This window comes from Paraburkholderia antibiotica (assembly GCF_012927125.1).
Classification (GTDB): domain Bacteria; phylum Pseudomonadota; class Gammaproteobacteria; order Burkholderiales; family Burkholderiaceae; genus Paraburkholderia; species Paraburkholderia antibiotica.
In genome coordinates, this window is the sequence record NZ_JABBFZ010000005.1 from 324,228 (window position 1) to 347,893 (window position 23,666).

At 62.7% G+C, this 23,666-nt stretch carries 19 protein-coding genes and 1 tRNA gene; 11 read left to right on the forward strand and 9 right to left on the reverse strand.

What is annotated here, in order from left to right; genetic code table 11:
- Positions 1–22 precede the first annotated feature (22 nt).
- The 4 genes from rpoD to HHL14_RS12360 all read left to right on the forward strand — a co-directional run bounded on the left by rpoD (position 23) and on the right by HHL14_RS12360 (position 5,462).
- On the forward strand, positions 23–2,416 hold the full coding sequence (rpoD, locus tag HHL14_RS12345) for an RNA polymerase sigma factor RpoD (RefSeq protein ID WP_169497887.1): 2,394 nt from the start codon (positions 23–25) through the stop codon (positions 2,414–2,416).
- Between the two features lie 152 nt (positions 2,417–2,568).
- Positions 2,569–2,656, forward strand: a tRNA-Ile gene (locus HHL14_RS12350).
- A gap of 355 nt (positions 2,657–3,011) precedes the next feature.
- Positions 3,012–3,218, forward strand: a complete 207-nt coding sequence (locus HHL14_RS12355) for a hypothetical protein (RefSeq protein ID WP_169497888.1) — start codon at positions 3,012–3,014, stop codon at positions 3,216–3,218.
- Positions 3,219–4,316: 1,098 nt separating this feature from the next.
- Entirely contained in the window at positions 4,317–5,462 is a 1,146-nt protein-coding gene (locus HHL14_RS12360) for a porin (protein ID WP_169497889.1), read from the forward strand.
- Between the two features lie 149 nt (positions 5,463–5,611).
- Here HHL14_RS12360 and HHL14_RS12365 read toward each other — a convergent pair whose 3' ends face one another.
- Positions 5,612–6,742, reverse strand: coding sequence for a porin (locus tag HHL14_RS12365; protein WP_407945283.1), 1,131 nt, complete (start codon positions 6,740–6,742; stop codon positions 5,612–5,614).
- A 287-nt stretch (positions 6,743–7,029) separates the two neighbouring features.
- On the opposite strand from HHL14_RS12365, the gene HHL14_RS12370 reads away from it, so the two are divergent.
- A complete protein-coding gene (locus HHL14_RS12370; protein ID WP_169497891.1) occupies positions 7,030–7,383 on the forward strand; it encodes a transposase in 354 nt (117 codons plus the stop codon).
- Positions 7,384–7,515: 132 nt separating this feature from the next.
- Here the strand turns inward: HHL14_RS12370 and HHL14_RS12375 are convergent, their stop codons facing one another.
- The gene (locus HHL14_RS12375) at positions 7,516–8,256 is read right to left on the reverse strand and encodes a Crp/Fnr family transcriptional regulator (protein WP_169497892.1); all 741 of its coding nucleotides are present in this window, start codon (positions 8,254–8,256) and stop codon (positions 7,516–7,518) included.
- A 215-nt stretch (positions 8,257–8,471) separates the two neighbouring features.
- On the opposite strand from HHL14_RS12375, the gene HHL14_RS12380 reads away from it, so the two are divergent.
- Positions 8,472–10,106, forward strand: coding sequence for an acyl-CoA synthetase (locus tag HHL14_RS12380; protein WP_169497893.1), 1,635 nt, complete (start codon positions 8,472–8,474; stop codon positions 10,104–10,106).
- Between the two features lie 79 nt (positions 10,107–10,185).
- On the opposite strand, the gene HHL14_RS12385 is transcribed toward HHL14_RS12380, so the two are convergent.
- The gene (locus HHL14_RS12385; RefSeq protein WP_169497894.1) at positions 10,186–10,824 is read right to left on the reverse strand and encodes a LysE family translocator; all 639 of its coding nucleotides are present in this window, start codon (positions 10,822–10,824) and stop codon (positions 10,186–10,188) included.
- A 522-nt stretch (positions 10,825–11,346) separates the two neighbouring features.
- On the opposite strand from HHL14_RS12385, the gene HHL14_RS12390 reads away from it, so the two are divergent.
- The gene (locus HHL14_RS12390) at positions 11,347–11,613 is read left to right on the forward strand and encodes an H-NS family nucleoid-associated regulatory protein (protein ID WP_169497895.1); all 267 of its coding nucleotides are present in this window, start codon (positions 11,347–11,349) and stop codon (positions 11,611–11,613) included.
- A 190-nt stretch (positions 11,614–11,803) separates the two neighbouring features.
- On the opposite strand, the gene pcaG is transcribed toward HHL14_RS12390, so the two are convergent.
- A complete protein-coding gene (gene pcaG, locus HHL14_RS12395; RefSeq protein WP_169497896.1) occupies positions 11,804–12,391 on the reverse strand; it encodes a protocatechuate 3,4-dioxygenase subunit alpha in 588 nt (195 codons plus the stop codon).
- Between the two features lie 3 nt (positions 12,392–12,394).
- Complete coding sequence (gene pcaH, locus HHL14_RS12400; RefSeq protein ID WP_169497897.1) at positions 12,395–13,102, reverse strand: protocatechuate 3,4-dioxygenase subunit beta; 708 nt, start codon at positions 13,100–13,102, stop codon at positions 12,395–12,397.
- 111 nt (positions 13,103–13,213) lie between these two features.
- Here pcaH and pcaQ point away from each other — a divergent pair, with 111 nt between their 5' ends.
- Positions 13,214–14,293, forward strand: coding sequence for a pca operon transcription factor PcaQ (gene pcaQ, locus HHL14_RS12405; RefSeq protein WP_169497898.1), 1,080 nt, complete (start codon positions 13,214–13,216; stop codon positions 14,291–14,293).
- Between the two features lie 264 nt (positions 14,294–14,557).
- Positions 14,558–15,685 (forward strand): 4-hydroxyphenylpyruvate dioxygenase family protein, encoded by a 1,128-nt coding sequence (locus tag HHL14_RS12410; RefSeq protein WP_169497899.1) that lies wholly within the window; start codon positions 14,558–14,560, stop codon positions 15,683–15,685.
- Positions 15,686–15,736: 51 nt separating this feature from the next.
- Here the strand turns inward: HHL14_RS12410 and HHL14_RS12415 are convergent, their stop codons facing one another.
- Positions 15,737–16,669, reverse strand: a complete 933-nt coding sequence (locus HHL14_RS12415; protein ID WP_169497900.1) for a LysR substrate-binding domain-containing protein — start codon at positions 16,667–16,669, stop codon at positions 15,737–15,739.
- Between the two features lie 150 nt (positions 16,670–16,819).
- Between HHL14_RS12415 and HHL14_RS12420 the strand changes: the two genes are divergently transcribed.
- Together HHL14_RS12420 and HHL14_RS12425 are read left to right on the forward strand one after the other, a co-directional pair.
- On the forward strand, positions 16,820–17,857 hold the full coding sequence (locus HHL14_RS12420) for a DUF1338 domain-containing protein (protein WP_169497901.1): 1,038 nt from the start codon (positions 16,820–16,822) through the stop codon (positions 17,855–17,857).
- A 45-nt stretch (positions 17,858–17,902) separates the two neighbouring features.
- On the forward strand, positions 17,903–20,908 hold the full coding sequence (locus HHL14_RS12425; RefSeq protein ID WP_169497902.1) for an FAD-binding and (Fe-S)-binding domain-containing protein: 3,006 nt from the start codon (positions 17,903–17,905) through the stop codon (positions 20,906–20,908).
- 24 nt (positions 20,909–20,932) lie between these two features.
- Here HHL14_RS12425 and HHL14_RS12430 read toward each other — a convergent pair whose 3' ends face one another.
- The 3 genes from HHL14_RS12430 to HHL14_RS12440 form a co-directional block, all read right to left on the reverse strand.
- Positions 20,933–21,568, reverse strand: coding sequence for a helix-turn-helix domain-containing protein (locus HHL14_RS12430; protein WP_169497903.1), 636 nt, complete (start codon positions 21,566–21,568; stop codon positions 20,933–20,935).
- 436 nt (positions 21,569–22,004) lie between these two features.
- The gene (locus HHL14_RS12435; RefSeq protein WP_169497904.1) at positions 22,005–22,826 is read right to left on the reverse strand and encodes an isocitrate lyase/PEP mutase family protein; all 822 of its coding nucleotides are present in this window, start codon (positions 22,824–22,826) and stop codon (positions 22,005–22,007) included.
- A gap of 363 nt (positions 22,827–23,189) precedes the next feature.
- Positions 23,190–23,501 (reverse strand): DUF4148 domain-containing protein, encoded by a 312-nt coding sequence (locus HHL14_RS12440; protein WP_169497905.1) that lies wholly within the window; start codon positions 23,499–23,501, stop codon positions 23,190–23,192.
- Positions 23,502–23,666 lie beyond the last annotated feature (165 nt).

The window sequence follows — 23,666 nt, forward strand, 5'->3', positions numbered from 1 at the left end:
AGCAAAGGCGAAAGGCGATGCGATGGCAAAGACGACAGGCGGAAATCAGACAACAGGCTCACGCGCTCAAGAGCGCACCGGAAAAGTTACCGAAGCCAAGCTGACTGCTTCCGCCAGAAAAACGTCTGCCGTCAACGTTGCACCGGCTGCCGGGAAGAAATCGTCGACCACTGCGGCCGCGCAGGCGGCCCCGGTTCGGGCGGCGAAAGCGGTAGCACCGTCGGCCGCCGCCAGGCGACCAGGTGTCAGAAGCGCAAGGGAAGCGGCTGCCGTCGCGGATGATGCGGTAGCGCGCGTGACTCCAGTATCCACGGCTCAACCGGCTGTTGCCCAACAGCCGGGGGTCGAGACTACAGCTGGTACAGCGAACTCCATGACGAAAAAGCTGAACGAAGTATCTGTCGATGACGATGCAACCCAGGCCGAAGAAACCGTTGCCGCCGCCCCGGGCAAGACGGAGAAGGTCAAGGCTCGCGACCGTCGTGCCAAGGAAAAAGCGCTGCTGAAGGATGCATTCGCGTCGTCGCAGCCCGGTACGGTGGAGGAACTCGAAGAACGCCGCTCGAAACTGCGCGCGCTGATCAAGCTCGGCAAGGAGCGCGGCTTCCTCACGTACGCCGAAATCAACGATCACCTGCCGGACAACTTCACGGAAACCGAGGCGATCGAAGGCATCATCAGCACGTTCAACGACATGGGCGTGGCGGTCTACGAACAGGCCCCGGACGCTGAAACGCTGCTGCTCAACGACAACGCGCCCGCGGCTTCGTCGGATGACGAAGTCGAAGAGGAAGCCGAAGTCGCGCTGTCCACCGTCGATTCCGAATTCGGCCGCACCACCGATCCCGTGCGCATGTACATGCGCGAAATGGGCACGGTCGAGCTGCTCACGCGCGAAGGCGAAATCGAGATCGCGAAGCGCATCGAAGACGGCCTCAAGCACATGGTGATGGCCATCTCGGCCTGCCCGACCACGATCGCCGACATCCTCGCGATGGCCGAGCGCGTCGCGAACGACGAAATCCGCATCGACGAACTGGTCGACGGCCTGATCGACGCCGACGCGGAAGATGCCGACGGCTTCTCCGCGCAGGAAGCGGAAGCGATCGAAAACGAAGACGAGGACGCCGAGGAAGAGGACGAAGAGGACGAGGAAGAAGACGACGGTTCGGCGCAAGCCACCGCCAACGCCGCGCAACTCGAAGCGTTGCGTCGCGCGTCGCTCGAAAAATTCGCGTTGATCAGCGAATGGTTCGACAAGATGCGTCGCGCGTTCGAGAAGGAAGGCTACAAGTCCAAGTCCTATCTGAAGGCGCAGGAAACGATCCAGAACGAGCTGATGGCGATCCGCTTCACCGCGCGTACCGTCGAGCGTCTGTGCGACACGCTGCGCGCGCAGGTCGACGAAGTGCGTCAGGTCGAGCGGCAGATTCTGCATACCGTGGTCGACAAGTGCGGGATGCCGCGCGCGGAATTCATCGCGCGTTTCCCGGGTAGCGAAACGGACCTCGAATGGGCCGACAAGATCGTTGCCGAAGGGCATGCCTATAGCGCGATTCTGACGCGCAACATCCCGGCGATCCGCGAACAGCAACAGCGTCTGCTCGACTTGCAGGCGCGCGTGGTGCTGCCGCTGAAGGACCTGAAGGAAACCAACCGTCAGATGGCGGCCGGCGAACTGAAGGCGCGTCAGGCGAAGCGTGAGATGACCGAGGCGAACCTGCGTCTGGTGATTTCCATCGCGAAGAAGTACACGAACCGCGGTCTGCAGTTCCTCGACCTGATTCAGGAAGGCAACATCGGCCTGATGAAGGCGGTGGACAAGTTCGAATACCGTCGCGGCTACAAGTTCTCCACGTATGCGACGTGGTGGATTCGTCAGGCCATTACGCGTTCGATCGCCGACCAGGCGCGTACGATCCGGATTCCGGTTCACATGATCGAAACGATCAACAAGATGAACCGCATCTCGCGTCAGATCCTGCAGGAAACCGGTCTCGAGCCGGATCCGGCAACGCTGGCCGAGAAGATGGAGATGCCGGAAGACAAGATCCGCAAGATCATGAAGATCGCGAAGGAGCCGATCTCGATGGAAACGCCGATCGGCGACGACGACGATTCTCATCTGGGCGACTTTATCGAAGACAACAACACGGTTGCGCCGGCGGATGCCGCATTGCACGCCAGCATGCGCGACGTCGTGAAGGACGTGCTCGATTCGCTGACGCCGCGCGAGGCGAAGGTGTTGCGCATGCGCTTCGGTATCGAAATGAGCACCGATCACACGCTGGAGGAAGTGGGCAAGCAGTTCGACGTCACGCGTGAGCGGATCCGTCAGATCGAAGCGAAGGCGCTGCGCAAGCTGCGTCATCCGAGTCGCTCGGACAAGCTGAAGTCTTTCCTCGAAGGGAATTGATCGCGGTGGCGCATCGCTGCAAATGATGCGATCAAAGGGGCCTCCCGGTCGTTTCGCGCAAGCGGGGCGGTTGCGGAGGCTCCTTTTTCGTGTAGTATGTCGGCCAATCGACGAAACGGGCCCGGCCTTTATGACCGGGTCTTTTTCTTCCTGGGCTGGACGCCGTGTTGGTTGCAGGCAGTGGACTCATAATCCACCTCCGAAAGGACATCGTGGGTTCGAACCCCACCCGGCCCACCAAGTATTGGCAAAAGGGTTCCGAATTTCGGAACCCTTTTTGTTTTTGCGCGCGGCGTAACTGTCTTTGAATGCGCGTCTTTAAGTGAGCGTCTTTAAGCGCGCTTCACGCTTCTTCCGTTTCTGCGTTCATCCTACGGATAGCCGGCAGCAATCAAGCCCTATACCGGTTTCCGCTTCCGTCTGCGGATTTCCGTTCGATCGTTCGGTCACTTCGCGGCTTTGGCGTGCAAGCGCACAGAGTCGACCTCCGCACGTCTGTAGCCTGTTTTCCAGCAGGGATGTATTCGGCCTCCTGAGAGTGGCATGTCGTTTGCGACAGGTCGGCTTCCACATCCATCCAATAACGAGAACTATCATGCGAACCGACCCGACCGCTGCCGAGCTAGTCCCGCCTGAAGCCGCGCCGGGCGCATCGTTCGATGACGCGCATGAAGACCCGCCGCGGCGGCCGATGCGCGCGCTGAAGTGGGGCGCGTTCTGCTTTGCATGGCTGTTCGGGCTCGATCCGTTTCTCGCGGCATCGTCCGACGACGCGGCAGGGTCGAAGCCAGGTTCTCGCTGAGGCGCCACGTGCGTTGAAAATTTCGTTTTGAGCCGGAGAGATTTCTACAGGCGGTGTCATGAGTGGACTTTCCGCATACGTTGACACGCGAGGTCAAGCGCCGGCGCGCGGCGCGCATCGTCTGAGAATGCGGGCGGCCGTCAGGCGTTTGCAGCGCAGCGCATAAGCGGGCACCAGCACGGCCACAAGCGTGACCGCGCCGGTATCAGGGAAACTCCGCGTCAAAACGAACAGAGCTGCGTCGTTAAATAAATTGGGAAGGCTTACTGACGTATGTCGTCCGCTTTCAGCACGGGTTTTGTCACGCGGCGGCCGGCGCCGCAATTTACTTCCGGACAACACCCGTGCCGAAAGCTTCTTCGCGATACGCCTACGCTTTATGAAAGCGCGACTGAAAGACGTATTAGTCGGAATGAGAAATAAGAAGGCCGCCGAACAGGCGGTTTTTTATTGCCGACATGAAGAGGCCGTGGGGACTGCGGATCGCTGCGTAGCGAGGCTACACGAGCCGTTGCTTGAAGCTGGCAAATAGCGATCGGGAGCAATTCGGCGAATAGCCTATGCAATTGCGCAACGAGCTAATCGATCGTAATACAAACCGTGTTGATTAGAGAGCAAGCGCGATAAAGACTGCAATAATTCTATTAAGTTCCCGCATTTCGAAAATATTTTTTGCGTCACTCGCGAAATTGCTCATTCAATTGTCTGGTAACAAATCATTACACGCTTTAGTCGGCAATTTGTTCCGGCCCGATTACGTCACAGGTATTAAAACGGTGTTGCAAACGCACAACTTTGAATATTGAGACATTGCAAATTCGTCTGCTCTAACGCTGACGACCCCACCGCTCAATATTGTCAGAACTGACTGAAAAACAATGACTTAGGTCAGTGTCCGCACCAATTGTTGCGAAATTCGAAAAATCATGTTGCGTGAATTGTCGGCGCTGCTATTAGGGTGTCCACCTACACTCACGCTTCGTTTCAAGGGTGCCCAGCCAAGCTTCACGGCTCGGCCACAGGGCGGTGGCAGATGCTCTCGGCATCAGCCGCTGAGGCGGGTCCCGCTCCCCGTAAATTTTTCGAATTGGAGTTCCCATGAAAAAGAGTCTCATCGTCGTTGCGGCTGCCGCATCGTTCGCTTCCGTCGCACACGCACAAAGCAGCGTGACCCTGTATGGTCTGCTGGACGCAGGCCTGACGTACACCAGCAACGTTGGTGGCAACGCTAAGTGGGCAGCAGGCAGCGGCGGCATCAACCAGAGCATGTTCGGCCTGCGCGGTTCGGAAGATCTGGGCGGCGGTCTGAAGGCAATCTTCACGTTGGAAAGCGGCTTCAACATCAACAACGGCGGCTTCACCAACAACGGCGGCATGTTCAACCGTCAAGCGTTCGTCGGTCTGTCGAGCTCGCAATTCGGTACGGTTACGCTGGGCCGTCAATACGACGCAGCGCAAGACTACCTGGCACCGCTGACCGCAACGGGCAGCTGGGGCGGTACGTTCTTCGCTCACCCGTACAACAACGACAACCTGAACACCAACGGTGGTCTGTCGGTTAACAACTCGATCAAGTACTCGAGCGCTAACTACGCTGGCTTCACGTTCGGCGGCACGTACGGCTTCTCGAACCAGGCTGGTCAGTTCGCCAACAACCGCCAGTACAGCGTCGGTGCTGCATACCAGTGGCAAGGCCTGCACCTCGGTGCTGCATACGCTCAGCAGAACAACCCGAATGGCAACACCACGGGCGCTTCGGTGGGCACGATCGCGAACGCAGGCGGCTCGCTCGCCGACGCTCAATTCCGTCAGCGTCAGTTCGGCGCAGGCGCTTCGTACGGCTTCGGCCCGGCACTCGTCGGCGTGGCATGGACGCAATCGCGTATCGACAACCTGGTCGGCGCAGCAGCTGGTCAGCGTCAAGGTCGCACCAACAACTACGAAGTCAACGGTAAGTACAACCTGACGCCGGCAATGGCTCTGGGCATCGCTTACACGTTCACGGACGCACGTGGCTACGGCATCAATGCCGACGGCAACGACCAGAAGACCCGTTACCACCAGATCGGCCTGCAGGCTGACTACTCGCTGTCGCGTCGCACCGACGTCTACGCTCAAGCCGTGTACCAGCACGCAATGGGCGACGGCGGCGTGGCTTCGATCTACAGCGGCGACAATAGCGTTCCGACGTCGTCGTCGAAGAACCAGACGGCTGCTACGGTCGGTTTGCGTCACCGCTTCTAAGCTTCAGCAGAAGCTACCTGTAGTACAGAAAGGTGCCGTTCGCGGCACCTTTTTTTATGCGCGCGGCAGACTGGTAAGCCGGTTTGCCGCGTGAGAAGCAAAAAAAACGGCGTCCCGAGGGACGCCGTTTTGCCATGCCGATCTGGAATTCAGAAGATCGTGCGCAGACCGAGCGCCACGCCGGTCTGGTTGTCGCGGCCCGGCAGTTCGACCGAAGCCGCGCCCGACACCTTGTTGAAATCGACCGTGCCGTACACCTCGGTGCGCTTCGACAGCGCATATTCGGCCAGCGCGACGAAGGTGTAGCGATAGCCGCTGCCGAGCTGACCGTCGCCGATCGCCGCATTGGACATGTGGTCGTAATACGCGGCGCCCGTCAGCATGAGCGCGCGCGTGGCTTGCCACGTGACGCCGGCGAACGGCCCGTTGTCGATGCGACCCGAACCCTTCACGATATCGACGCCCTGCACCAGCGGCTGCTGCGCGAGCGCGCTGTCGACAAAGCCGGTGTCGTCCTTCGAATGCAGATAGCCGACGAACAGTTTCGTCGAGCTGAACGCATAGACGGCGTTCGCATTGAAGATGGTCTGCTTGTGATTGCTGTTGTCGCTGTTCTGCTGCACGCCGGCTGCGACGCTGAGCGGCCCGGCCACGTACGACAGCGTGAAGCCGTACATATTGCCCGCGCCGAGATGGCCGGGCACCTGGCCCGAGAAGCCGCCCTCGCCGGTCGACGTCGAGTCCGTACCGAACGAATACATCGCGGCGACCGTCAGGCCGTTGAAGGTGCCGGTGTACTTGACCGCGTTGTCCCCGTAGAGGCCCGCGCCGAGCGCGCCCAGCAGCCACGAGTTCTCGTTGTAGTTGCCGACCGTGAGCGGGTCGTAGGTGTCGCCGAGCAGATCGAACAGCGGCGACTTCTGACGGCCCAGCGTCAGCGTGCCGTAGCGGCTGCTCAGGCCGACGTACGCGTTGCGGTTGAAGAGGCGATGGCTGTCCGATGCCGTGCCGTCCTGCAGGTTGACACCGCTTTCCAGATCGAAGATCGCCTTGATGCCGCCACCGAGGTCTTCCGAGCCGCGCAGACCCCAGCGGCTATTGGTGACCGCGCCGTTCGTCATGAACAGGCGGCCGTCGTTATTGGCGTTCGAGTTCGTCAGATAGCGCACGCTGACGTCGGCGACGCCGTACAGCGTGATCGAACTTTGCGCGGCGGCCTGCTCCGATGTGACGGCAAGGGCGGCGCCGCCAAGCAGCGCGGCGGTCTTGAGAAAGCGGATGTGTCTCACTGAATTTCCTGCGTGTGGAGAGAGGGATTTATCGTTTGAACGCGGCGCGCACGGATGAGCCGCGGCGTCGGGCGCGCCGATGATAGACCACGGGCTCATGCTGCGCCATCAGCGTGTTGACGCAATAACGTATTGTGTTTTTTGACAATTGCGCTTGTTTAGTTGACAAGAATTGACTTTGTCCCTCGTGAGCTTCGAGTAGTCTCGAACGAGTTGACATATGGACATACTTTTCGCCGCGACGTCGGTCCGCGTTTTGCGTGGACGCGCCTTTATGCATGAATATTCCTTCTTCCGAACCCATCGCGATCTGGCCGGTCATTCAGGACTTAACCGACGAACAATGGCAGCGTGTCGCACCGCTTCTGCCTGAGACGCTGAACGAGGGGCCGCGCCGCGGTCGTCCGCCGATCGATATCCGCCGCGTGCTCAACAGCGTGATGTGGGTGCTGCACACGCGCGCGCCATGGAGCGCAATGCCTGAGCACTATGTGCCTTATCAGACCGCACATCGTTACTACCTGCGCTGGAAAAGATCAGGAGTCTTGACCGCGATCATGTTCGCGCTATTCAAGACCGACGACGTGCTCGAAATGCGCGCCACCCGCAAAGGTGGCGTGCGGGCGAGTTAGACCGCCGCGTCACGCCGGGACCAAACGCGGAAACAGAAACGAAAGAGAAAGGCCGTCGCCGGCATCGTTCCGGCGACGCTTCTTCGATCTACCCGGCGCCTATTCCCGAATCTCCCGGGTCTCCAGGATCTTCTAGATCTGTTCCCGTCCGAACTCGCAGAGCCGTTCGAGATCGAGCACATCGATCTGGTTATACGACAGACGCAAGATCCGCAGCTTTTCGAGGTTCTGCAGCGCCTGATTGATGCGTTGCCGAGAGACCCCGGCGAGCAAACCGACTTCCTCCTGCGAAATCGCCAGCGTGCGCCCGGTGTCCGGATACAGGTCGGGGTTGAACAACTGCGCGAGCGATTGCGCGACACGCGCATCCACGTCGAGCAGCCGGCTGTTCTGGATCGACGCAATGAATTCCCCCATCCGGTTGTTCAACTGACGGATCACGAAGCCGGTGAACGGCAGACTCGATTCGAGCAGCGCATGGAAGGTCGTGGATGGCACGAACATCACGAGCGACGGCTGGATCGCGGCGACGTCGTATTTGCGCAATTCCCGTTTGATTACGCTGCCTTCGCCGAACCAGCCGCCCGGCGGCACGCCCGACAGCGTGCAGCTGCGGCCCGACGCGTTGTAGATCGCGAGCTTGATGAGCCCGGAATGGACGCCGATCCAGTAGTCGGAGGGTTCGCTGCGGCGCGCGATCCACGCGCCGCCTTCGAGGTGCTCGGCATGCGCGCTGGCGAGCACCATCGCCTGATGCTCGGCGGCGAGCGCGCGAAACCACGCGCAGGTGGCGAAGAGCCGCGCGAGCTCGGCGGGCGCGACGCGCTGGGACGAGGGGAGTTCGGCGGGGGAGGTGAGCGGAGCGTCGTTCATGAGCGGTAAGCGGCGTGGAGCGGTAGCGGCCGGGCTGGATCGATTCTGGGTGGGCGCCGACCGTGGGTCGGCTACTCTGTCATTTGAATGACAGACAGTTCGCGATGACAATTGCTAGGCTAGGCCCCGTTGCCAACGTGGGAAGTCGGCAGCAGCCCCCGGCCTGCCAATCAGAACGATCATCGGCGCGGTTCGCGCCCCCAGGAGACGATGCAATGACACAGCACATGTTCGACGAAGGTCTCGAGCGACGCGAGGCCAATTATGTCCCGTTGACGCCAATCGACTTCCTCGTGCGCGCAGCGCAAGTGTATGGCGAGCGGCTCGCGATCGTCCATGGGGAGATTCGTCGAAACTGGCGCGAGACCTACGAGCGCGCGCGGCGGCTCGCGAGCGCATTGCGTTCGGCCGGCATCGAGCGCGGCGATACGGTCGCCGCGTTGCTGCCGAACATCCCGCCGATGGTCGAAGCGCACTTCGGCGTGCCGATGGCGGGCGCGGTGCTCAACACGCTGAATACCCGGCTCGACGTCGCGACGCTGCTGTTCATGCTGCGCCACGGCGAGGCGAAGGTGCTGATCGTCGATACCGAATACGCCGAGCTGGCGCATCGGGCGGCGCTCGAATTTCCGCAACTGCGCGTGATCAGCGTGGCCGACGCCTACCCGGCCGACGCCGCGCAATTCCCGCGCGCGACGGATTACGAAGCGTTCCTGCAGACCGGCGACCCGGCCTACGAATGGACCCCGCCCGCCGACGAGTGGGACGCGATCGCGCTCAACTACACGTCGGGCACGACCGGCGACCCGAAGGGCGTCGTCTACCATCATCGCGGCGCGTATCTGAACGCGCTCAGCAACATCCTCGAATGGGACATGCCGAAGCACGCGGTCTATCTGTGGACGCTGCCGCTGTTTCACTGCAACGGCTGGTGCTTCCCGTGGACCGTGGCGGCGCGCGCGGGCGTCAACGTGTGCCTGCGCCGGTTCGACGCGAAGACCGTGTTCGAGCTGATTCGCCGCGAGCGCATCACGCACTACTGTGGCGCGCCAATCGTGCAGAGCGCGCTCGCGAACGCGCCGGCCGAATGGCGCGAGGGCATCGAGCATCGCGTATCGACGATGGTCGCGGGCGCGGCGCCGCCGCCCGCCGTGATCGCGAAGATGAAGGAGATCGGCTTCGATCTGACGCATGTGTACGGTCTGACCGAAACCTACGGGCCGGCGGCCGTCTGCGCGAAGCAGGACGCGTGGGACGCGCTCGACGACCTCACCCGCGCCGACCTGACCGCGCGTCAGGGCGTGCGCTACCACCTGCAGGCGGCGGTTGCGGTGCTCGATCCGGACACGCTCGAGCCGGTACCGAACGACGGCGAGACGCTCGGCGAGATCATGTTCCGCGGCAACATCTGCATGAAGGGCTATCTGAAGAACGAACGCGCGAGCGACGCGGCCTTCCGCGGCGGCTGGTTCCATACCGGCGATCTCGGCGTGCGCACGGCCGACGGCTACGTGCGCATCCGTGACCGCAGCAAGGACATCATCATTTCGGGTGGCGAGAATATTTCGAGCATCGAGGTCGAGGACACGCTGTACCGCCACCCGGCGGTCGCGGTCGCGGCGGTGGTCGCGATGGCCGATGCGAAGTGGGGCGAGGTGCCGTGCGCGTTCGTCGAACTGAAGGAAGGCGCGCAGGCGACCGAGGAGGAGATCATCGCGCACTGCCGGCTGTTTCTTGCCGGCTACAAGCTGCCGAAGGCGGTGCGCTTTGGCGAGTTGCCGAAGACGTCGACGGGGAAAATCCAGAAGTTCGAATTGCGCGCGCGGATCAAGGCGGAGGGGAAGGGCTGACGCACTGCGATTGCCGGCGCCTACTGGCGGGCACGGGGGCGCGTATCGATACGACGATGCGCGCCGCTACATGCTGCCGTCAGATCCCCACCTTGTGTGCATTCAGAATCAGCCGCAGTCCCAGCGCGGTCACCGCGCTCGCGGCGACCCGGTCGATCCACGCCTTCCAGCGCAAATAGATCTCGCGCGGCCGCTTGCTCGAAAAGCACAGCGCGACGACCGTGTACCAGCCTGCCTCGATAGCGAAGATCGCCGGCGGCAACGCGAAATAGCACCACACCGGCGGATGCTGCGGCAGCAGTGCCGCGAAGATACTGCCGTAATAGACGGCGGTTTTCGGATTGCTGAGCTGCGTGCTCAGGCCGATCCAGAACGATTTGCGCGGATTGCCGCCGCTGCCGTCCTGGGTTGCGCTGAAGGCCAGTGGCTTCGCGGCGCCGCGCCAGATTTTCGAAGCAAGGTAGATCAGATAGATGCCGCCGGCCACTTTCAGGCCGACGTACAGCCACTCGACGGTCGCGAGCAGCGTATAGAGCCCGAGTAGCGCGATGCCGCTAAAAAACACGCCGCCGATGCCCATCCCAAGCGCGGTGGCGAGACCGTCGCCGCGCGACAGACCGATCGCGTTGCGTGCAACGATGACGAAGCTAGGTCCCGGACTCATCGCGCCTAATAGCAGCGCGGCGAGGATCGTGAGGATGGCGGTCGAGGCGGGCATGGCGTTGTCTCCTGAGGGCGGCTACGCTTGTCGAATGAACTGCGGCGGCGCGGCCCGGCCGCGGATTTTCGACGAGCATCGAGTCTCGCATTGTCCGTCAATCACGCCGCCGAAGCCACGAATACTGAAAAGCCATAGGCCCTGCAATAAGCGTCATTAGAAAAAGTCCCTTGCTGCGTTCCAAATAAATTGGATGCTAGAATGACCTCCCATACGCTGAAGCCCCGTCGGAACACTGCGGCGACCTGTGAAGGCGATCATGCGGCGCGGTACAGATCCGGATGCAGATTGCGCGCAATTCGAATTGTTAATTCGGCCAATTCTCTCGCCTTCGTTCAGACGCTTCAATTCAGAATTTAATCGATATTATTTATAAGTACGGGTTTTCACGTATTTATAACAATGTCGTAAATTCGTATTGCTTCAGATTTTTCCGACCTTTTTTTAAATTTCGCATGGGTTTCGCAGCGATTTGCGAAGCCCTGTTTGTCTAACGCCAGCATCAGCTGCGACACCAGGATTATGAAAGAGCGAGAAGGACAACAACGGCTGTTCGAACTCGATGAGAATGTGCGCGATCGCATGATCGTGTGGATTCGCCGCCGTATGGACGAATACGACATCACGATCGAGGCGCTGGCGGAATCGCTCGAAGCCGATGCGAACGCCGTGCGCGCGGTGCTGTATCGCGACGCGTTCGGTAATACGTGGGATGGTCACGGCGACAAACCGGCATGGCTCGCGCGCGCGATTCACGCCGGACAAAACATCGATCATTTCCGCTGCTGAGCGGTGTCGGCCGTCAAACCGGAAACGTCGCGGATCCGTCGCGCAAAAAAAAAGCCCGCTCGACGCGGGCTTAACCTTTACTACTCGGAGTTTCGCGATCCAGTCGCTTGACGGATCGTACGCAGTTTATGTGAAAGCGAGATGAAAGTGTGAAAGAGTCACTTCAAAATCTCGCCTCACAAGCCCCGCTTTACAGATCGAAAAACACGGTTTCCTTATCGCCCTGCATGTGAATGTCGAAGCGATACACGTTGGCCATGCCCGGATCGCGACGTGCGATCAGCGTGTTGCGGCGCTCGGCCGGCACGGCTGCCAGCACGGCGTCCTTTTCGTTTGCCTGCGCTTCGTCTTCGAAATAGATGCGCGTGAACGTGTGCAGCAGCATGCCGCGCATCGTCAGAATCACGTTGATGTGCGGTGCTTCGTCCGCGTGCGCGCGACCCGGCTTCACCGTTTCGACGAAGAAGCGCTTGTGCGGATCCGTACCCGTACCGACGCGCGCAAAGCCGCGGAAGCCGGACTTCTGGATGTCGTCGCGCGATTCCGGATAGTGACCGTTCGAGTCCACTTGCGACATTTCCAGCATCGCGTCGCCGACCACCTTGCCGTCGCCGTCGAACACCTGACCGACGATCGTGATGTGCTCGCCAGCCGCTTCGCGGTCGGCCAGAACGTGCGTGAACAGGCTCTTGTAGTCGAAATCGTATTGCTGCGGGCAAAGACCGTAGGCGAAGTACGGACCAACGGTTTGCGAAGGCGTTTGCTTGAGAGTCGTCATGGCTTAGCGCTCCATGGGGGTTTCGTTCGGGCCGCGCAGCACGATGTCGAAATCGTAGCCAAGCGCATAGGCTTCCTGCGTAATGTCGAGCGAGAACTTCGAGATCATGCGCTCACGGGCCTGCTCCGGCGTGCCCTGGTAAATCGGGTCGAACGCGAGCAGCGGGTCGCCCGGGAAGTACATTTGCGTGACCAGACGCGAGCCGAAGTGATCGCCGAACAGCGAGAAATGGATGTGCTGCGGACGCCATGCGTTCGGATGGTTGCCCCACGGATACGCACCCGGCTTGATGGTCAGGAAGCGGTAACGGCCTTCGTTGTCGGTGATGCAACGGCCGGCGCCGAGGAAGTTCGGGTCGAGCGGCGCGTCGTGCTGGTCGGCCTTGTGGACGTAACGGCCGGCCGCGTTGGCTTGCCAGATTTCCACGAGCGTGTTGCGCACCGGGCGGCCGCCTTCGTCGAGCACGCGACCGGTCACGATGATGCGCTCGCCGAGCGGCTCGCCGTTGCGCACCGCGTTGCGGGTCAGGTCGCTATCGAGCGCGCCGAGGTCTTCGGTGCCGTAGACCGGCACGCGCTGGTCGCGCAGACGTTCCTTCAGCGGAATCAGCGGACGCGTCGGGCCGCGTTTGACCGACGAACCGTACGGCGGGTAGATGTATTCGGGATGCGATGCGAAATCGCGCGGGGTAAGCAGGGAAGAGTCTGCCATGAGTGTCTCCGTTGGAGGAATCGTGAGGATGCGGCTTTATGACACGCACTTTATCCAACATCGCCGGTTATGCAAAATGACGTTTTGACCCGTTTCGTATAACCTTCCGTTATGCAACGCAGTCTCGCGGATAGCCGCGTCAAATTCCGTCATCTCCAGTGCTTTCTGGCCGTCGCGCAGTTCGGCAGCGTCCAGCGGGCGGCCGACAGTCTGTCCATCACCCAGCCGGCGGTATCCAAAACGGTCGCCGAGCTCGAAGCGATCCTTGGTGTAAAGCTGTTCGAGCGCGGCCGTCACGGCGCGGTGCCGACGCGCGAGGGGCAGCTGTTCATGCCGCACGCCAGCGCCTGTGTAAGCGCGTTGCGTCAGGGCGTCGACCTGCTCGCGCAAGCCGAGGGCGCGGCCGCCGCGACGCTCGAAATCGGCGTACTGCCGACCGTCGCGGCCGTGCTGGTGCCGCCGGTGCTCCGGCAGTTCGCCGCGCAGTGGCCGCGCGTGATCGTGCGGCTCGCGACCGGAGCGAACCCGGAACTGCTCGAACGCCTGAAAGCGGGCGCGATCGAATTCGCCATCGGCCGTCTCGCGGACCCGGAACGGATGGTCGGTCTGAGTTTCGAGCAACTGTTCACCGAGCCGCTGATCGCGGTCGTGCGCGCCGGCCATCCGCTCGCGCGAGGGACGGGTTTGCCGGGCACGTCGCTCGAGGGGTTCCCGGTTGTCTTGCCGCCGTTCGGCACGCTGATTCGCCAGTCGGCCGAGAGTCTGCTCGCTGCGTGGGGCGTGCCGCCCCTGTCGGCGTTTGTCGAGGTGTTGTCGGTATCGACCGGGCGCGCGCTGACGCTCGAAAACGGCGCGGTGTGGTTCGTGCCGCAGAGCGCGGTCGAATACGAACTCGCGCATGGGATGCTGGTGCGGCTGCCGTTGCCGTTCGCGGGTACCGGCGAGCCGGTCGGGCTGATTCGTCGCTCGGATACCCAGCCGTCGGCGGTCGGGCGTGCGTTTATCGAGGCGGTGCGCGAGGTGGCGCGGGCGCGGATGGCGGCGGTGTCGGGCAAGGAAGGGGGAAACTCCGCGAAAAAGCGCGGGAAAAGCGTGAGCCAGAATGTCGGCAAAAACGCCGGCGAAAACGTGGAAAGAGACGCGGACAACACGGCCCGCAAAGGTGACTCAAGCGGCGCGTCGGGTGACTGACCGATGGAACTCCGAGGCGCCCGCAGTCGGCGTCGCAAGAGGCGTCGCTCGATGTATGAACCATTCAGTACAAAATCGCGGTTGCGAATGCCCCGCGACCCGGTGTACAAACACGTTGCGCAAGCCGTAGCGGCACGTCCGATGCTGCGGCATACCACGCACCCGGTAACACATCACGTATCCCGCCGCGGACGGCCGAACCGGTTTACGCCGAACCTCGGAAACACCGGCCGCAATGCAGAAAGACCGTACAAGGAGATTGCCATGCCCAGCGACTTGCCCACTCCAGACGCCGCGCAGCGTGCCGTGTTGGCGCCGGAGCACAATCCGCTCGGCACGGCCGGGATCGAATTCGTCGAGTTTGCCGCGCGCGATCCGCGCGTGCTCGGCGAAACCTTCACGCGGCTCGGCTTCAAGGCGATCGCACGGCATATCAGCAAGGACGTCACGCTGTACCGCCAGGGCGAGATGAATTTCCTGATCAACGCGGAGCCCGATTCGTTCGCCGCGCGCTACGCGGAGGAGTACGGCGTCGGCATCTGCGCGATCGGGATTCGCGTGGCCGATGCGCAGCGCGCGTTCGAGCGCGCGGTGGAACTCGGCGCATGGGAGTTCGAGGGCGAACGTCTCGGCGTGGGCGAGCTGCTGATTCCGGCGATCCAGGGCATTGGCGATTCGCACATCTATTTCGTCGACCGATGGCGCGGGCGCGGCGGTCAGCGCGGCGGACTCGGCGATATCTCGATCTTCGACATCGACTTCCGGCCGATCGAAATCGACACGGCCGAGGCCGATCTGAATCACGCGGGCAGCGGCCTGATCGCGGTCGATCATCTGACGCAAACGGTCGGCGAAGGCCGCATGCAGGAGTGGGTCGATTTCTATCGCGACCTGCTCAATTTCCGCGAGATTCACGAGCTGCACGCGAACTGGCACGTATCGGCGGAATCGCGCGTGATGGTATCGCCGTGCGGCGCGATTCGCGTGCCGCTGTACGAGGAAGGCACGCGCCGGACCAGCCTGATGCACGAGTATCTGCCCGATCATCCGGGCGAGGGCGTGCAGCACATCGCGCTCGCCACCGACGACATCTTCGCGTGCGTCGAGCGTCTGCTGGCGAACGGCGTCGAATTCGTCGAGCCGCCGCCGCGCTATTACGATCTGCTCGATGCGCGTTTGCCCGGCCATGGGCTCGACGTCGAGCGTTTGCGGCGCACGCATGTGCTGGTGGACGGCGAGATCGGCGCGGACGGCGTGCCGCTACTGTTTTTCCAGACCTTCGTGCGTCGCCGTACCGGCGAGATCTTCTTCGAAATCGTCCAGCGTCGCGGACATCATGGTTTCGGCGAAGGCAATCTCGCCGCTTTGGCGCAGGCGCGCGACGGCAGCTGAATAAGCGCGCGGGCAGCCCCGCGCGCCGTTAACTCGCGCGATCACGCCCAATCACGCGCCGTCCGGCCGCTCCGCCAGTTCCGGATAAATCGCGCCATACGCCGCGGCCTCCCGCAGCAACCACTCGCGGAAACTCGCGAGCGGTTTGCCGTGGCTCAGTTCGGTCGGGTACACGAGGTAATACGCCGCGTCGGCGACGGCGGGCGTTTCGAACGGAATCACGAGACCGAGCCGCTTCAACTGTTTGTCGACGAAAAAGCGTGGCACCAGCGCGATACCGAGCCCGGCTGCGGCCGCGCTGATCAACATCGTGTGCAACTCGTAGCGCACGCCCTGCATGGTCCGATTGTCGTCGACCTCGAGATTCGCGAACCATGTCGCCCAGCCGTCGGGCCGCGTCGTCGAATGCAGCAGCGGGTAGTTGAGTAACTCGGCGGCATTGCGGATTGGCCGCTTCAGCAGACTCGCCGCGCACACCGGCACCACTTCCTCGCAGAACAGAAAATCCGCCGACGTCCCCGGCCACGTCGGTTTGCCGTAGTGAATCGCTGCTTCGAAATGCGTGTCGGCAAACGGGAACGTCGCGGTACGCACGCCCATGTTGACGCGCACGTCCGGGTATTGCTCGTTGAAGGCGGCCATGCGCGGAATCAGCCATTGCGACGCGAAGGTCGGCAGCACCGCGAGCTCCAGATAACCGCCGCCGCTGCCGTGCGCGATGATCGACAGCGTGTCGCGATCGAGCTGTTCGAGCGAGCGCCGAACTTGCGCGCCATACACCTTACCCGCGCGCGTGAGCACCACGCGCTGTTTGACGCGCACGAACAGCCGCACGCCGAGGTTGCTTTCGAGTGTATTGATCTGCCGCGACACCGCGCTTTCGGTGAGGAACAGTTCGCGCGCCGCATGCGTGAAGCTTTCGTGCCGGGCGGCGGCTTCGAACGCGAGCAACGCGCCCATATTGGGGATCTTGAACTTTCGCATGTTCATTCACTTCCGCACGTTAATTCCAAAAACGCATCAAGTGGCCAGTTTATCTCGCTTTACGGGGCGCGAGCGGGTTTTCAATAATGGCGCCAGTTATGAAGCGCCCATGCGGGCGTTCACCGTACAGCGACAGCGTGGAGATCCCGAATGCGAAACCCGAACAATGCGAACGTCGAACAACTGCTGCTGAAACTGTTGGGTGAGCGGAAAACCGCGCGGCTCTTCGCGACGCTGAATCATCCGCACGTGCTGCGCGAGTGGGAAAACGGCAGCGTGACGCGCGCCGAACTCGCGCAGGCGATGAACATGGCGCTGTTCGACGATCTGCTCGCGCGCTCGGCAAACGGCCGTCGTTATACGGAAGAAGCGGTCGAGGCCGGCGGCAGCGTGTACTTCGATCACGGCGCGCTGCGCACCGTGCGCTGGCCGCACAGCGGCGCGCTGCCTCCTGGTGAGGCAGCGTTCGCGCGGATCCTGCGGCCGCTCGGCTTTCGCATCAACGGCCGCTATCCGCTCGATCGTCTCGGCATGACCGGCCGCGCATGGGCGCATGACGACGCGCCCGACGAGATCGCGCAGTTCTTCGTCAGCGAACTGCATCCCGAGCGTTTTTCCGCGGCGTTTCAGCAGGCGGTGACGAATGTGATCGGCGCGTCGCGCGATCCGTTGACGCCGCGGGCAAGCGGCTTGCTGTGGGAACTGGAGCGTGACGGCGTGCTGCCGCTCGACGCGGCGCATGAGTTGCTGCCGGTGATCGTCGGTGCGTTCGCGCGTCAGCACGAGATGCCCCGCGAAGCCGATTACGAAGTATTGTTGAAGGAATCGGCGGAAATGGCGTGGATCGCGACCGAGGGCAACGCGTTCAATCACGCGACGGACCGCGTCGCGGATGTGTTCAAGCTGTCGGACGACGAAAAAGCCAAGGGCCGGCCGATGAAACCCGAGGTCGAACATTCGCGCTCGGGCCGCGTGTTTCAGACCGCGTATCGCGCGGATATCGTGCGGCGCGAGTTCCGCGCGGCCGATGGCGGCATCGTCACGCGCGAGGTGCCGGGTTCGTTCTATGAATTCATCACCCGCAAGCGCAGTTTCGATCAGGACGCGCGCCGCTGGGAAACGGACCTGCGTTTCGACGCGGGCAACGCCCAGGGCATCTTCCGGATGACCGCCAGCCAGGCGGCCTGAGCGCACATCGCGGCGCGGGCGCCGGCATTGCAGACGAGGTGCGGAGTGGGAACGTCATTGTCGTTGGACGAGGAGCGGCGCGCCGATACACGGAGCGGCGAGCATGGTGCAGCGGATGAGGCGCGTATCGCCAGGCCGTTCGCAGCGAGCGCCGCGCTATTGCAGACGCTCGAAAGCGATCTGCGCGAACATGTGCGCGGCGAAGTGCGGTTCGATCAGGGCTCCAAAGCATTGTATGCATCGGATGCATCGAACTATCGGCAAATCCCGCTCGGTGTCGTGGTGCCCGCCGACCTCGACGATCTGCTCGCGACGCTCGCCGCGTGTCGGCGTAACGATGTGCCGTTTCTCGCGCGCGGCGGCGGCACGTCGCAGAACGGCCAATGCGTGAACGTCGCGGTGGTCGCCGATGCGAGCAAGTACGTGAATCGCGTCGTCTCGGTCGATCCGCTTGCGCGCGTCGCGATCGTCGAGCCGGGCGTGGTGTGCGATACGCTGCGCGATGCCGCCGAACAGCACGGCCTGACGTTCGCGCCCGATCCGGCCACCCACAGCCGCTGCACGCTCGGCGGCATGATCGCGAACAACTCGTGCGGCGCGCACTCGGTGATGGCCGGCAAGACCGTCGAGAACGTCGAGGCGCTCGAAGTCGCGACCTTCGACGGCGCGCGCTTCTGGGTCGGCCCAACCTCCGACGAAGAACTCGAACGCATCATCGCCGCCGGTGGCCGCCGGGGTGAAATCTACGCGGCGCTCAAGCAGTTGCGCGACACCTACGCCACGCAGATTCGCGCGAAATTTCCGCAAATCAGACGGCGCGTGTCGGGCTTCAATCTCGATCAGCTGCTGCCCGAAAACGGCTTCAACGTCGCGCGTGCGCTGGTCGGCAGCGAAGGCACCTGCGCGGTCACGTTGCAGGCGAAAGTGCGTCTCGTGAAGAGTCCGGCGAAGCGTGTGATCGTCGTGGTGGGCTTCAAAGACATCTATACGGCCGCGGATGCGGTGCCGCATTTCATGCGCTGCGAACCGATCGCGATCGAGGGACTGGATCGCGCGATCATTCGCGGCCTGCAGGCGCGCGGTTTGAAGAAGGACGAAATCGCGTTGCTGCCCGACGGCGATGCGTGGGTCGTGCTCGAATTCGGCGCGGATACGCAGGAGGCGGTGTTGCGCCAGGCACAGGACGCGGCCGCGTATTTTCAGTCGGGCGCGGCGGGCGCGAACGTTTCGACGAAGCTCGTCGAGGACCGCGCGTTGCAGGCCAAGGTGTGGTCGATTCGCGAGACGGGGGCGTCGGCGGTCGCGTTGTCGGTGGATCGCGACAAGCCCGATCCGGTGGTCGGCTGGGAAGATGCGGCGGTCGATCCGCTGCGGCTCGGCGATTATCTGCGCGCGTTTCAGGCGCTGGTCGATCGTTACGGTTATGAAACCAGCCTCTACGGCCATTTCGGCGACGGCTGCGTGCACGCACGCATCACCTTCGATCTGCGCAGCGCGGCAGGCGTCGCGACGTGGCGAAAATTTCTGCGCGAAGCGGCGGAGCTGGTGGTCGAATTCGGCGGCTCGCTGTCGGGCGAACACGGCGACGGTCAGGCCAAGGCCGAGTTTCTGCCGATCATGTACGGCCCCGAACTGATGCAGGCGATGGAGCAGTTCAAGGCGATCTGGGACCCGGCGAACCGGCTGAATCCGGGTAAGGTCGTGCACGCGTATCGTGCCGACGAAAACCTGCGCATGGGGCCCGCCTACCAACCGGTGACGCTGCATACGAAGCTTGCGTTCGCGAGTCACGAGGGCGACGGCTTTCAACGCGCGATCGAACGCTGCATCGGCATGGGCAAATGCCGCTCGCTGGAAGGCGGCACGATGTGTCCGAGCTATCGTGCGACGCGCGAGGAAAAGTACTCGACGCGCGGTCGTGCGCATCTGTTCTGGGAAATGCTGCAAGGCGAGGTGATCGCCGATGGCTGGGATAGTCGCGAGGTGAAGGAGGCGCTCGATACCTGCCTCGCGTGCAAGGGTTGCAAATCCGATTGTCCGACGCATACGGATATGGCGTCATACAAGTCGGAGTTTCTTTCGCACTACTATGAGCGGCACCGTCGACCGCGCCAGGCGTGGTTCATGGGGCGCATCGGCGCATGGGCGCCGTGGGCCGCGCGCGTGCCGCGTCTGGCGAACTTTCTGATGTCGGCGCCGGGTTTGTCCGCGCTCGGCAAGTGGGTGGCTGGTGTCGCGCCCGCGCGGGCATTGCCGAAGTTCGCGACGACCACGTATCGGCAGCGTGCGGAGACACTCACACGCGCGATTCCCGCGCGCGCCGACGCCGACGCGAAGAAAGTCATCCTATGGGTTGACACCTTCAACGACCACTTCACGCCCGAGATCACGCAGGCCGCTGCGGACGTTCTCACGCAACTCGGCTGGCACGTCGTGCTGCCGAAACGCCGTCTGTGCTGTGGGCGTCCGCTGTACGACTTCGGCCTTCTCGATCGCGCGCGTGAACTGCTCACGCATATCGTCGACGATCTCGCCGACGAGATTGCCGCCGGCGTGCCGCTGGTCGGGCTCGAACCTGGCTGTCTGTCGGTCTTCAAGGACGAATTGCTGAAGCAGTTGCCCGATCACGCGTTGGCGGCGCGGCTGTCAGCGCAGACCTTTCTGTTTGCCGATTTCGTCGCGCGTCAGCCGTTCGACTGGCCGACTCTCGATGCCGACGTGGTCGTGCATGGGCATTGCCATCAGAAGGCGCTATTCGGCATGCAGGGCGATACGGCGCTGCTGAACAGGCTCGGCGTGAAGTGGACGCTGCTCGATACGGGCTGCTGCGGGATGGCGGGATCGTTCGGCTTTAACATCGAGCATCACGCGCTGTCGGAGAAGATCGGCGAGGACACGCTGTTTCCGGCCGTGCGTGAAGCGACCGCGGCGAATGCGCGGACCATCGTGTTGACCAACGGCTTCAGTTGCCGCGAACAGATCGAGCATGGCACCGGGCAGCAGGCGCTGCATATCGCGCAGCTCGCGCAACGGGCGCTGGCGGCGCGCTAAGGGCTGAGCGCGTTATTCAGCGCGTTACTTCTTCGCCGAATCGATCGTGGCCGGCGGTGTGTGCGGCAAGTCCGCGTTGGTCGCCATCCACAGCACTTCGGCGTCTTCGTCGCTGGTGGACACGGCCGCATGACCGGTGCGGCTGTCGAAGTAGAGACTGTCGCCCGCATTCAGATGCGTCGGCGCGTACAGCTCCGAATAAAGGCACACGCTGCCGCTGATCACGTACAGGAATTCCTCGCCTTCGTGGCGGCCCCAGTCGTCGAACGCATCGAGCGTATGCGCGGAGATGCGGATACGAAATGGCAGCATCGCCTTGTGCGCGAGATCGGTGGCGAGCAATTCCATCTGATAGCCGCGATACGCGTGGCGTTGTCCCTCGTCCTTGCGGGTCAGCGCGCGCCGGCCGCTCGCGCTGACTTTCGGCGTCGAGCCGAACAGTTCGCCGATTTCGATCTTCAGGCCCAGCACGATTTTTTGCAGCACGTCGAAAGTGGGGGACATCAGGCCGTTTTCGACTTTCGACAGCGTCGAGCGGGACACGCCGCACAGGCGGCTCGCGGTTTCGAGCGTCAGATCCTGGGCCTGGCGGGCGGCGCGTACGCGACGGCCAAGGTCCGTACTGGACGTGTCGACGGGTTTGGTGAGGTGGGTGTCCATGGGGTTTGCTGCTGTTTGGCTACGCGCTTTATCGGAGCGGATGATGTTTCCGATAATAACATTTGGCACGATGCGCGCATGCGGCGGGAATAAACGGTGGGGGCGAAGGGGAGTGAGCCACGCATTCGAGCCGCCCTGTTCGACACTTTCGCAACGCATGTGGGATCGCGGCCCACGCGCGGTGTCATCACCGACGCGTGTGCACGCTTTTCTCATCGGAAACACTACGGGCTTGCAGCGCGCTCTACGCCATGTACGAACGACGCTGCGCGCTACGTGCCAGCCGTTGCTTTAGCCGCCGCCACGCATTCGATCCCGACGTCCACTTGTTCCGGGCACGCGAGCATGTCGACGAAAATGTGTGCGGTTGGATCGACTGGAATATCGCGCGAGCACACCGCGATGCGATACGTTGCTTCGCTTCGCAATCCGCGTCTCACGCACCGCCGCCGAAAAGCGCGTTGAGCTTCGCGCCTGCCGCCGCGCCGGTGAAGTCGAAGCGCCCTTCGGCCAGCGTCTGCGCGGCCTGCATGAAGCCCCCCCACGCCGCGCGCGCCAAGCCGCCGCCGACGCTGATACGCCGCACGCCGAGCGCCGCCACTTCCTGCAAGCTCAGATTCGAGGTCGAGCCGATCAGCAGATTGACGGGTTTCGGCGCGACGGCCGCGACCACGGCCTCGATCTGCTCGCGTGTCTGGATGCCGGGCGCGTACAGGCAATCGGCGCCGGCTGCCGCGTAGGCCTGCAGACGCGCGATCGCGTCGTCGAGATCGGGCTTGCCGGCGAAGAAGTTTTCCGCGCGGCCGACCAGCAAGGTATCGCCGCCGCTCTGATCGATCGCATGGCGCGCCGCGGCGATGCGCTGCACGGCGACGTCGAGCGGAAAAAGCGGCGCGGTGGGGTTGCCGGTCGAGTCTTCGATCGACAGACCCGCGACGCCGGTCGCGACCGCGAGCGTCACGCTGTCGGCCACTTCCTGTGGCGTGCTGCCGAAACCGTTTTCGAAATCCGCGTTGACCGGCAAATCGGTCGCCTCGACGATCGTGCGCAGGTGCGCGAGGATCGCTTCGCGCGGCAGCGTGTTGTCCGCGTGTCCGGTCGACCACGCAAAACCGGAACTCGTGGTGGCGACTGCCTTGAAGCCGAGCGTCTGCAGATAGCGGGCGCTGCCCGCGTCCCACGGATTGGGCAGCACGAAACAGCCGGACGTATGCAGCGCGCGGAAAGCGGCGCGTTTTTCGGCAACGGTGTGGGGCATCGCAAGTCTCCAGGAAAGGAGGGAGTGGAGGCTCCCTCGTCGATCGGGCAAGGTCGGGGCAGGCAAATCGGTATTCGCCACAGCGAAGTCTATGTCGGGATCGAACGCGTTGGTGATGAAATTCGTGCACGATGCGCGAACTGGATCCAGAGGTCACGCATATAAAACAAAAGCGGGCGTATGCCGTTAAAAGCATGCGCCCGCTTTATTCTCGCGAGAAAAACGCTAAAAGCCGGAAACGCTAAAAAGCCGCCAAGGCTTTACAGGCCGAACAGGTGAAAACACAAGCAGTCTTTCGGACCGCCAACTTTCCGCCACAACCGGCCAATCCGTGCAATCCGTGCAATCCGTGCGTTCTGTCCGCTACTGGTCCGCCGGATTCGTCACCATTGGATGCTGGCCACCGGTTTGCGTCGTGCCCGCCGGTTGTGTGCCATACCCCGACGTGTTGCCCTGGGCCATCGCGTTCTGCGTGGACACGCGCGCTTCAGCCGCCTGGATATCGGCGGGATAGGTGGAGTCTTCCGCGGTGGCCGGGTTGTAGCCGGCCCGTTCGAGTTGCTGCAATTGCGCCTTCACTTCGGCGCGCGTGACCGGCTGGTCGCTTTGTGCAAACGATGCAATCGGCGCGGCAATAAGCGCCGCGAGCGTGACTGCCTGAATCAGCGATTTCATGATGTTTCCCTCCGACGTTGTCTGTCCGGCACCGCCGCAATGCGGGCACCTGTTGCGGAGTCTAGAAAGCGGTCTGCTTCAGGGAAACCACCAGGAAGTTAATTCAGTATTGCCACAAACAACCAGTCGGCGTGCTGTAATCCCGCCGACGTGGTTTTCGTAAAA

Coding starts and splice junctions, on each gene's coding strand:
- HHL14_RS12370 (WP_169497891.1), top strand. CDS start 7,030: ATGAATATTCCTTCTTCCGAACCCATCGCGATCTGGCCGGTCATTCAG.
- pcaH (WP_169497897.1), bottom strand. CDS start 13,102: ATGGCAGACTCTTCCCTGCTTACCCCGCGCGATTTCGCATCGCATCCC.
- HHL14_RS12430 (WP_169497903.1), bottom strand. CDS start 21,568: ATGGACACCCACCTCACCAAACCCGTCGACACGTCCAGTACGGACCTT.
- HHL14_RS12390 (WP_169497895.1), top strand. CDS start 11,347: ATGAAAGAGCGAGAAGGACAACAACGGCTGTTCGAACTCGATGAGAAT.
- HHL14_RS12420 (WP_169497901.1), top strand. CDS start 16,820: ATGCGAAACCCGAACAATGCGAACGTCGAACAACTGCTGCTGAAACTG.
- pcaQ (WP_169497898.1), top strand. CDS start 13,214: ATGCAACGCAGTCTCGCGGATAGCCGCGTCAAATTCCGTCATCTCCAG.
- HHL14_RS12440 (WP_169497905.1), bottom strand. CDS start 23,501: ATGAAATCGCTGATTCAGGCAGTCACGCTCGCGGCGCTTATTGCCGCG.
- HHL14_RS12380 (WP_169497893.1), top strand. CDS start 8,472: ATGACACAGCACATGTTCGACGAAGGTCTCGAGCGACGCGAGGCCAAT.
- HHL14_RS12360 (WP_169497889.1), top strand. CDS start 4,317: ATGAAAAAGAGTCTCATCGTCGTTGCGGCTGCCGCATCGTTCGCTTCC.
- HHL14_RS12355 (WP_169497888.1), top strand. CDS start 3,012: ATGCGAACCGACCCGACCGCTGCCGAGCTAGTCCCGCCTGAAGCCGCG.
- HHL14_RS12415 (WP_169497900.1), bottom strand. CDS start 16,669: ATGCGAAAGTTCAAGATCCCCAATATGGGCGCGTTGCTCGCGTTCGAA.
- pcaG (WP_169497896.1), bottom strand. CDS start 12,391: ATGACGACTCTCAAGCAAACGCCTTCGCAAACCGTTGGTCCGTACTTC.
- rpoD (WP_169497887.1), top strand. CDS start 23: ATGGCAAAGACGACAGGCGGAAATCAGACAACAGGCTCACGCGCTCAA.
- HHL14_RS12435 (WP_169497904.1), bottom strand. CDS start 22,826: ATGCCCCACACCGTTGCCGAAAAACGCGCCGCTTTCCGCGCGCTGCAT.
- HHL14_RS12385 (WP_169497894.1), bottom strand. CDS start 10,824: ATGCCCGCCTCGACCGCCATCCTCACGATCCTCGCCGCGCTGCTATTA.
- HHL14_RS12410 (WP_169497899.1), top strand. CDS start 14,558: ATGCCCAGCGACTTGCCCACTCCAGACGCCGCGCAGCGTGCCGTGTTG.
- HHL14_RS12375 (WP_169497892.1), bottom strand. CDS start 8,256: ATGAACGACGCTCCGCTCACCTCCCCCGCCGAACTCCCCTCGTCCCAG.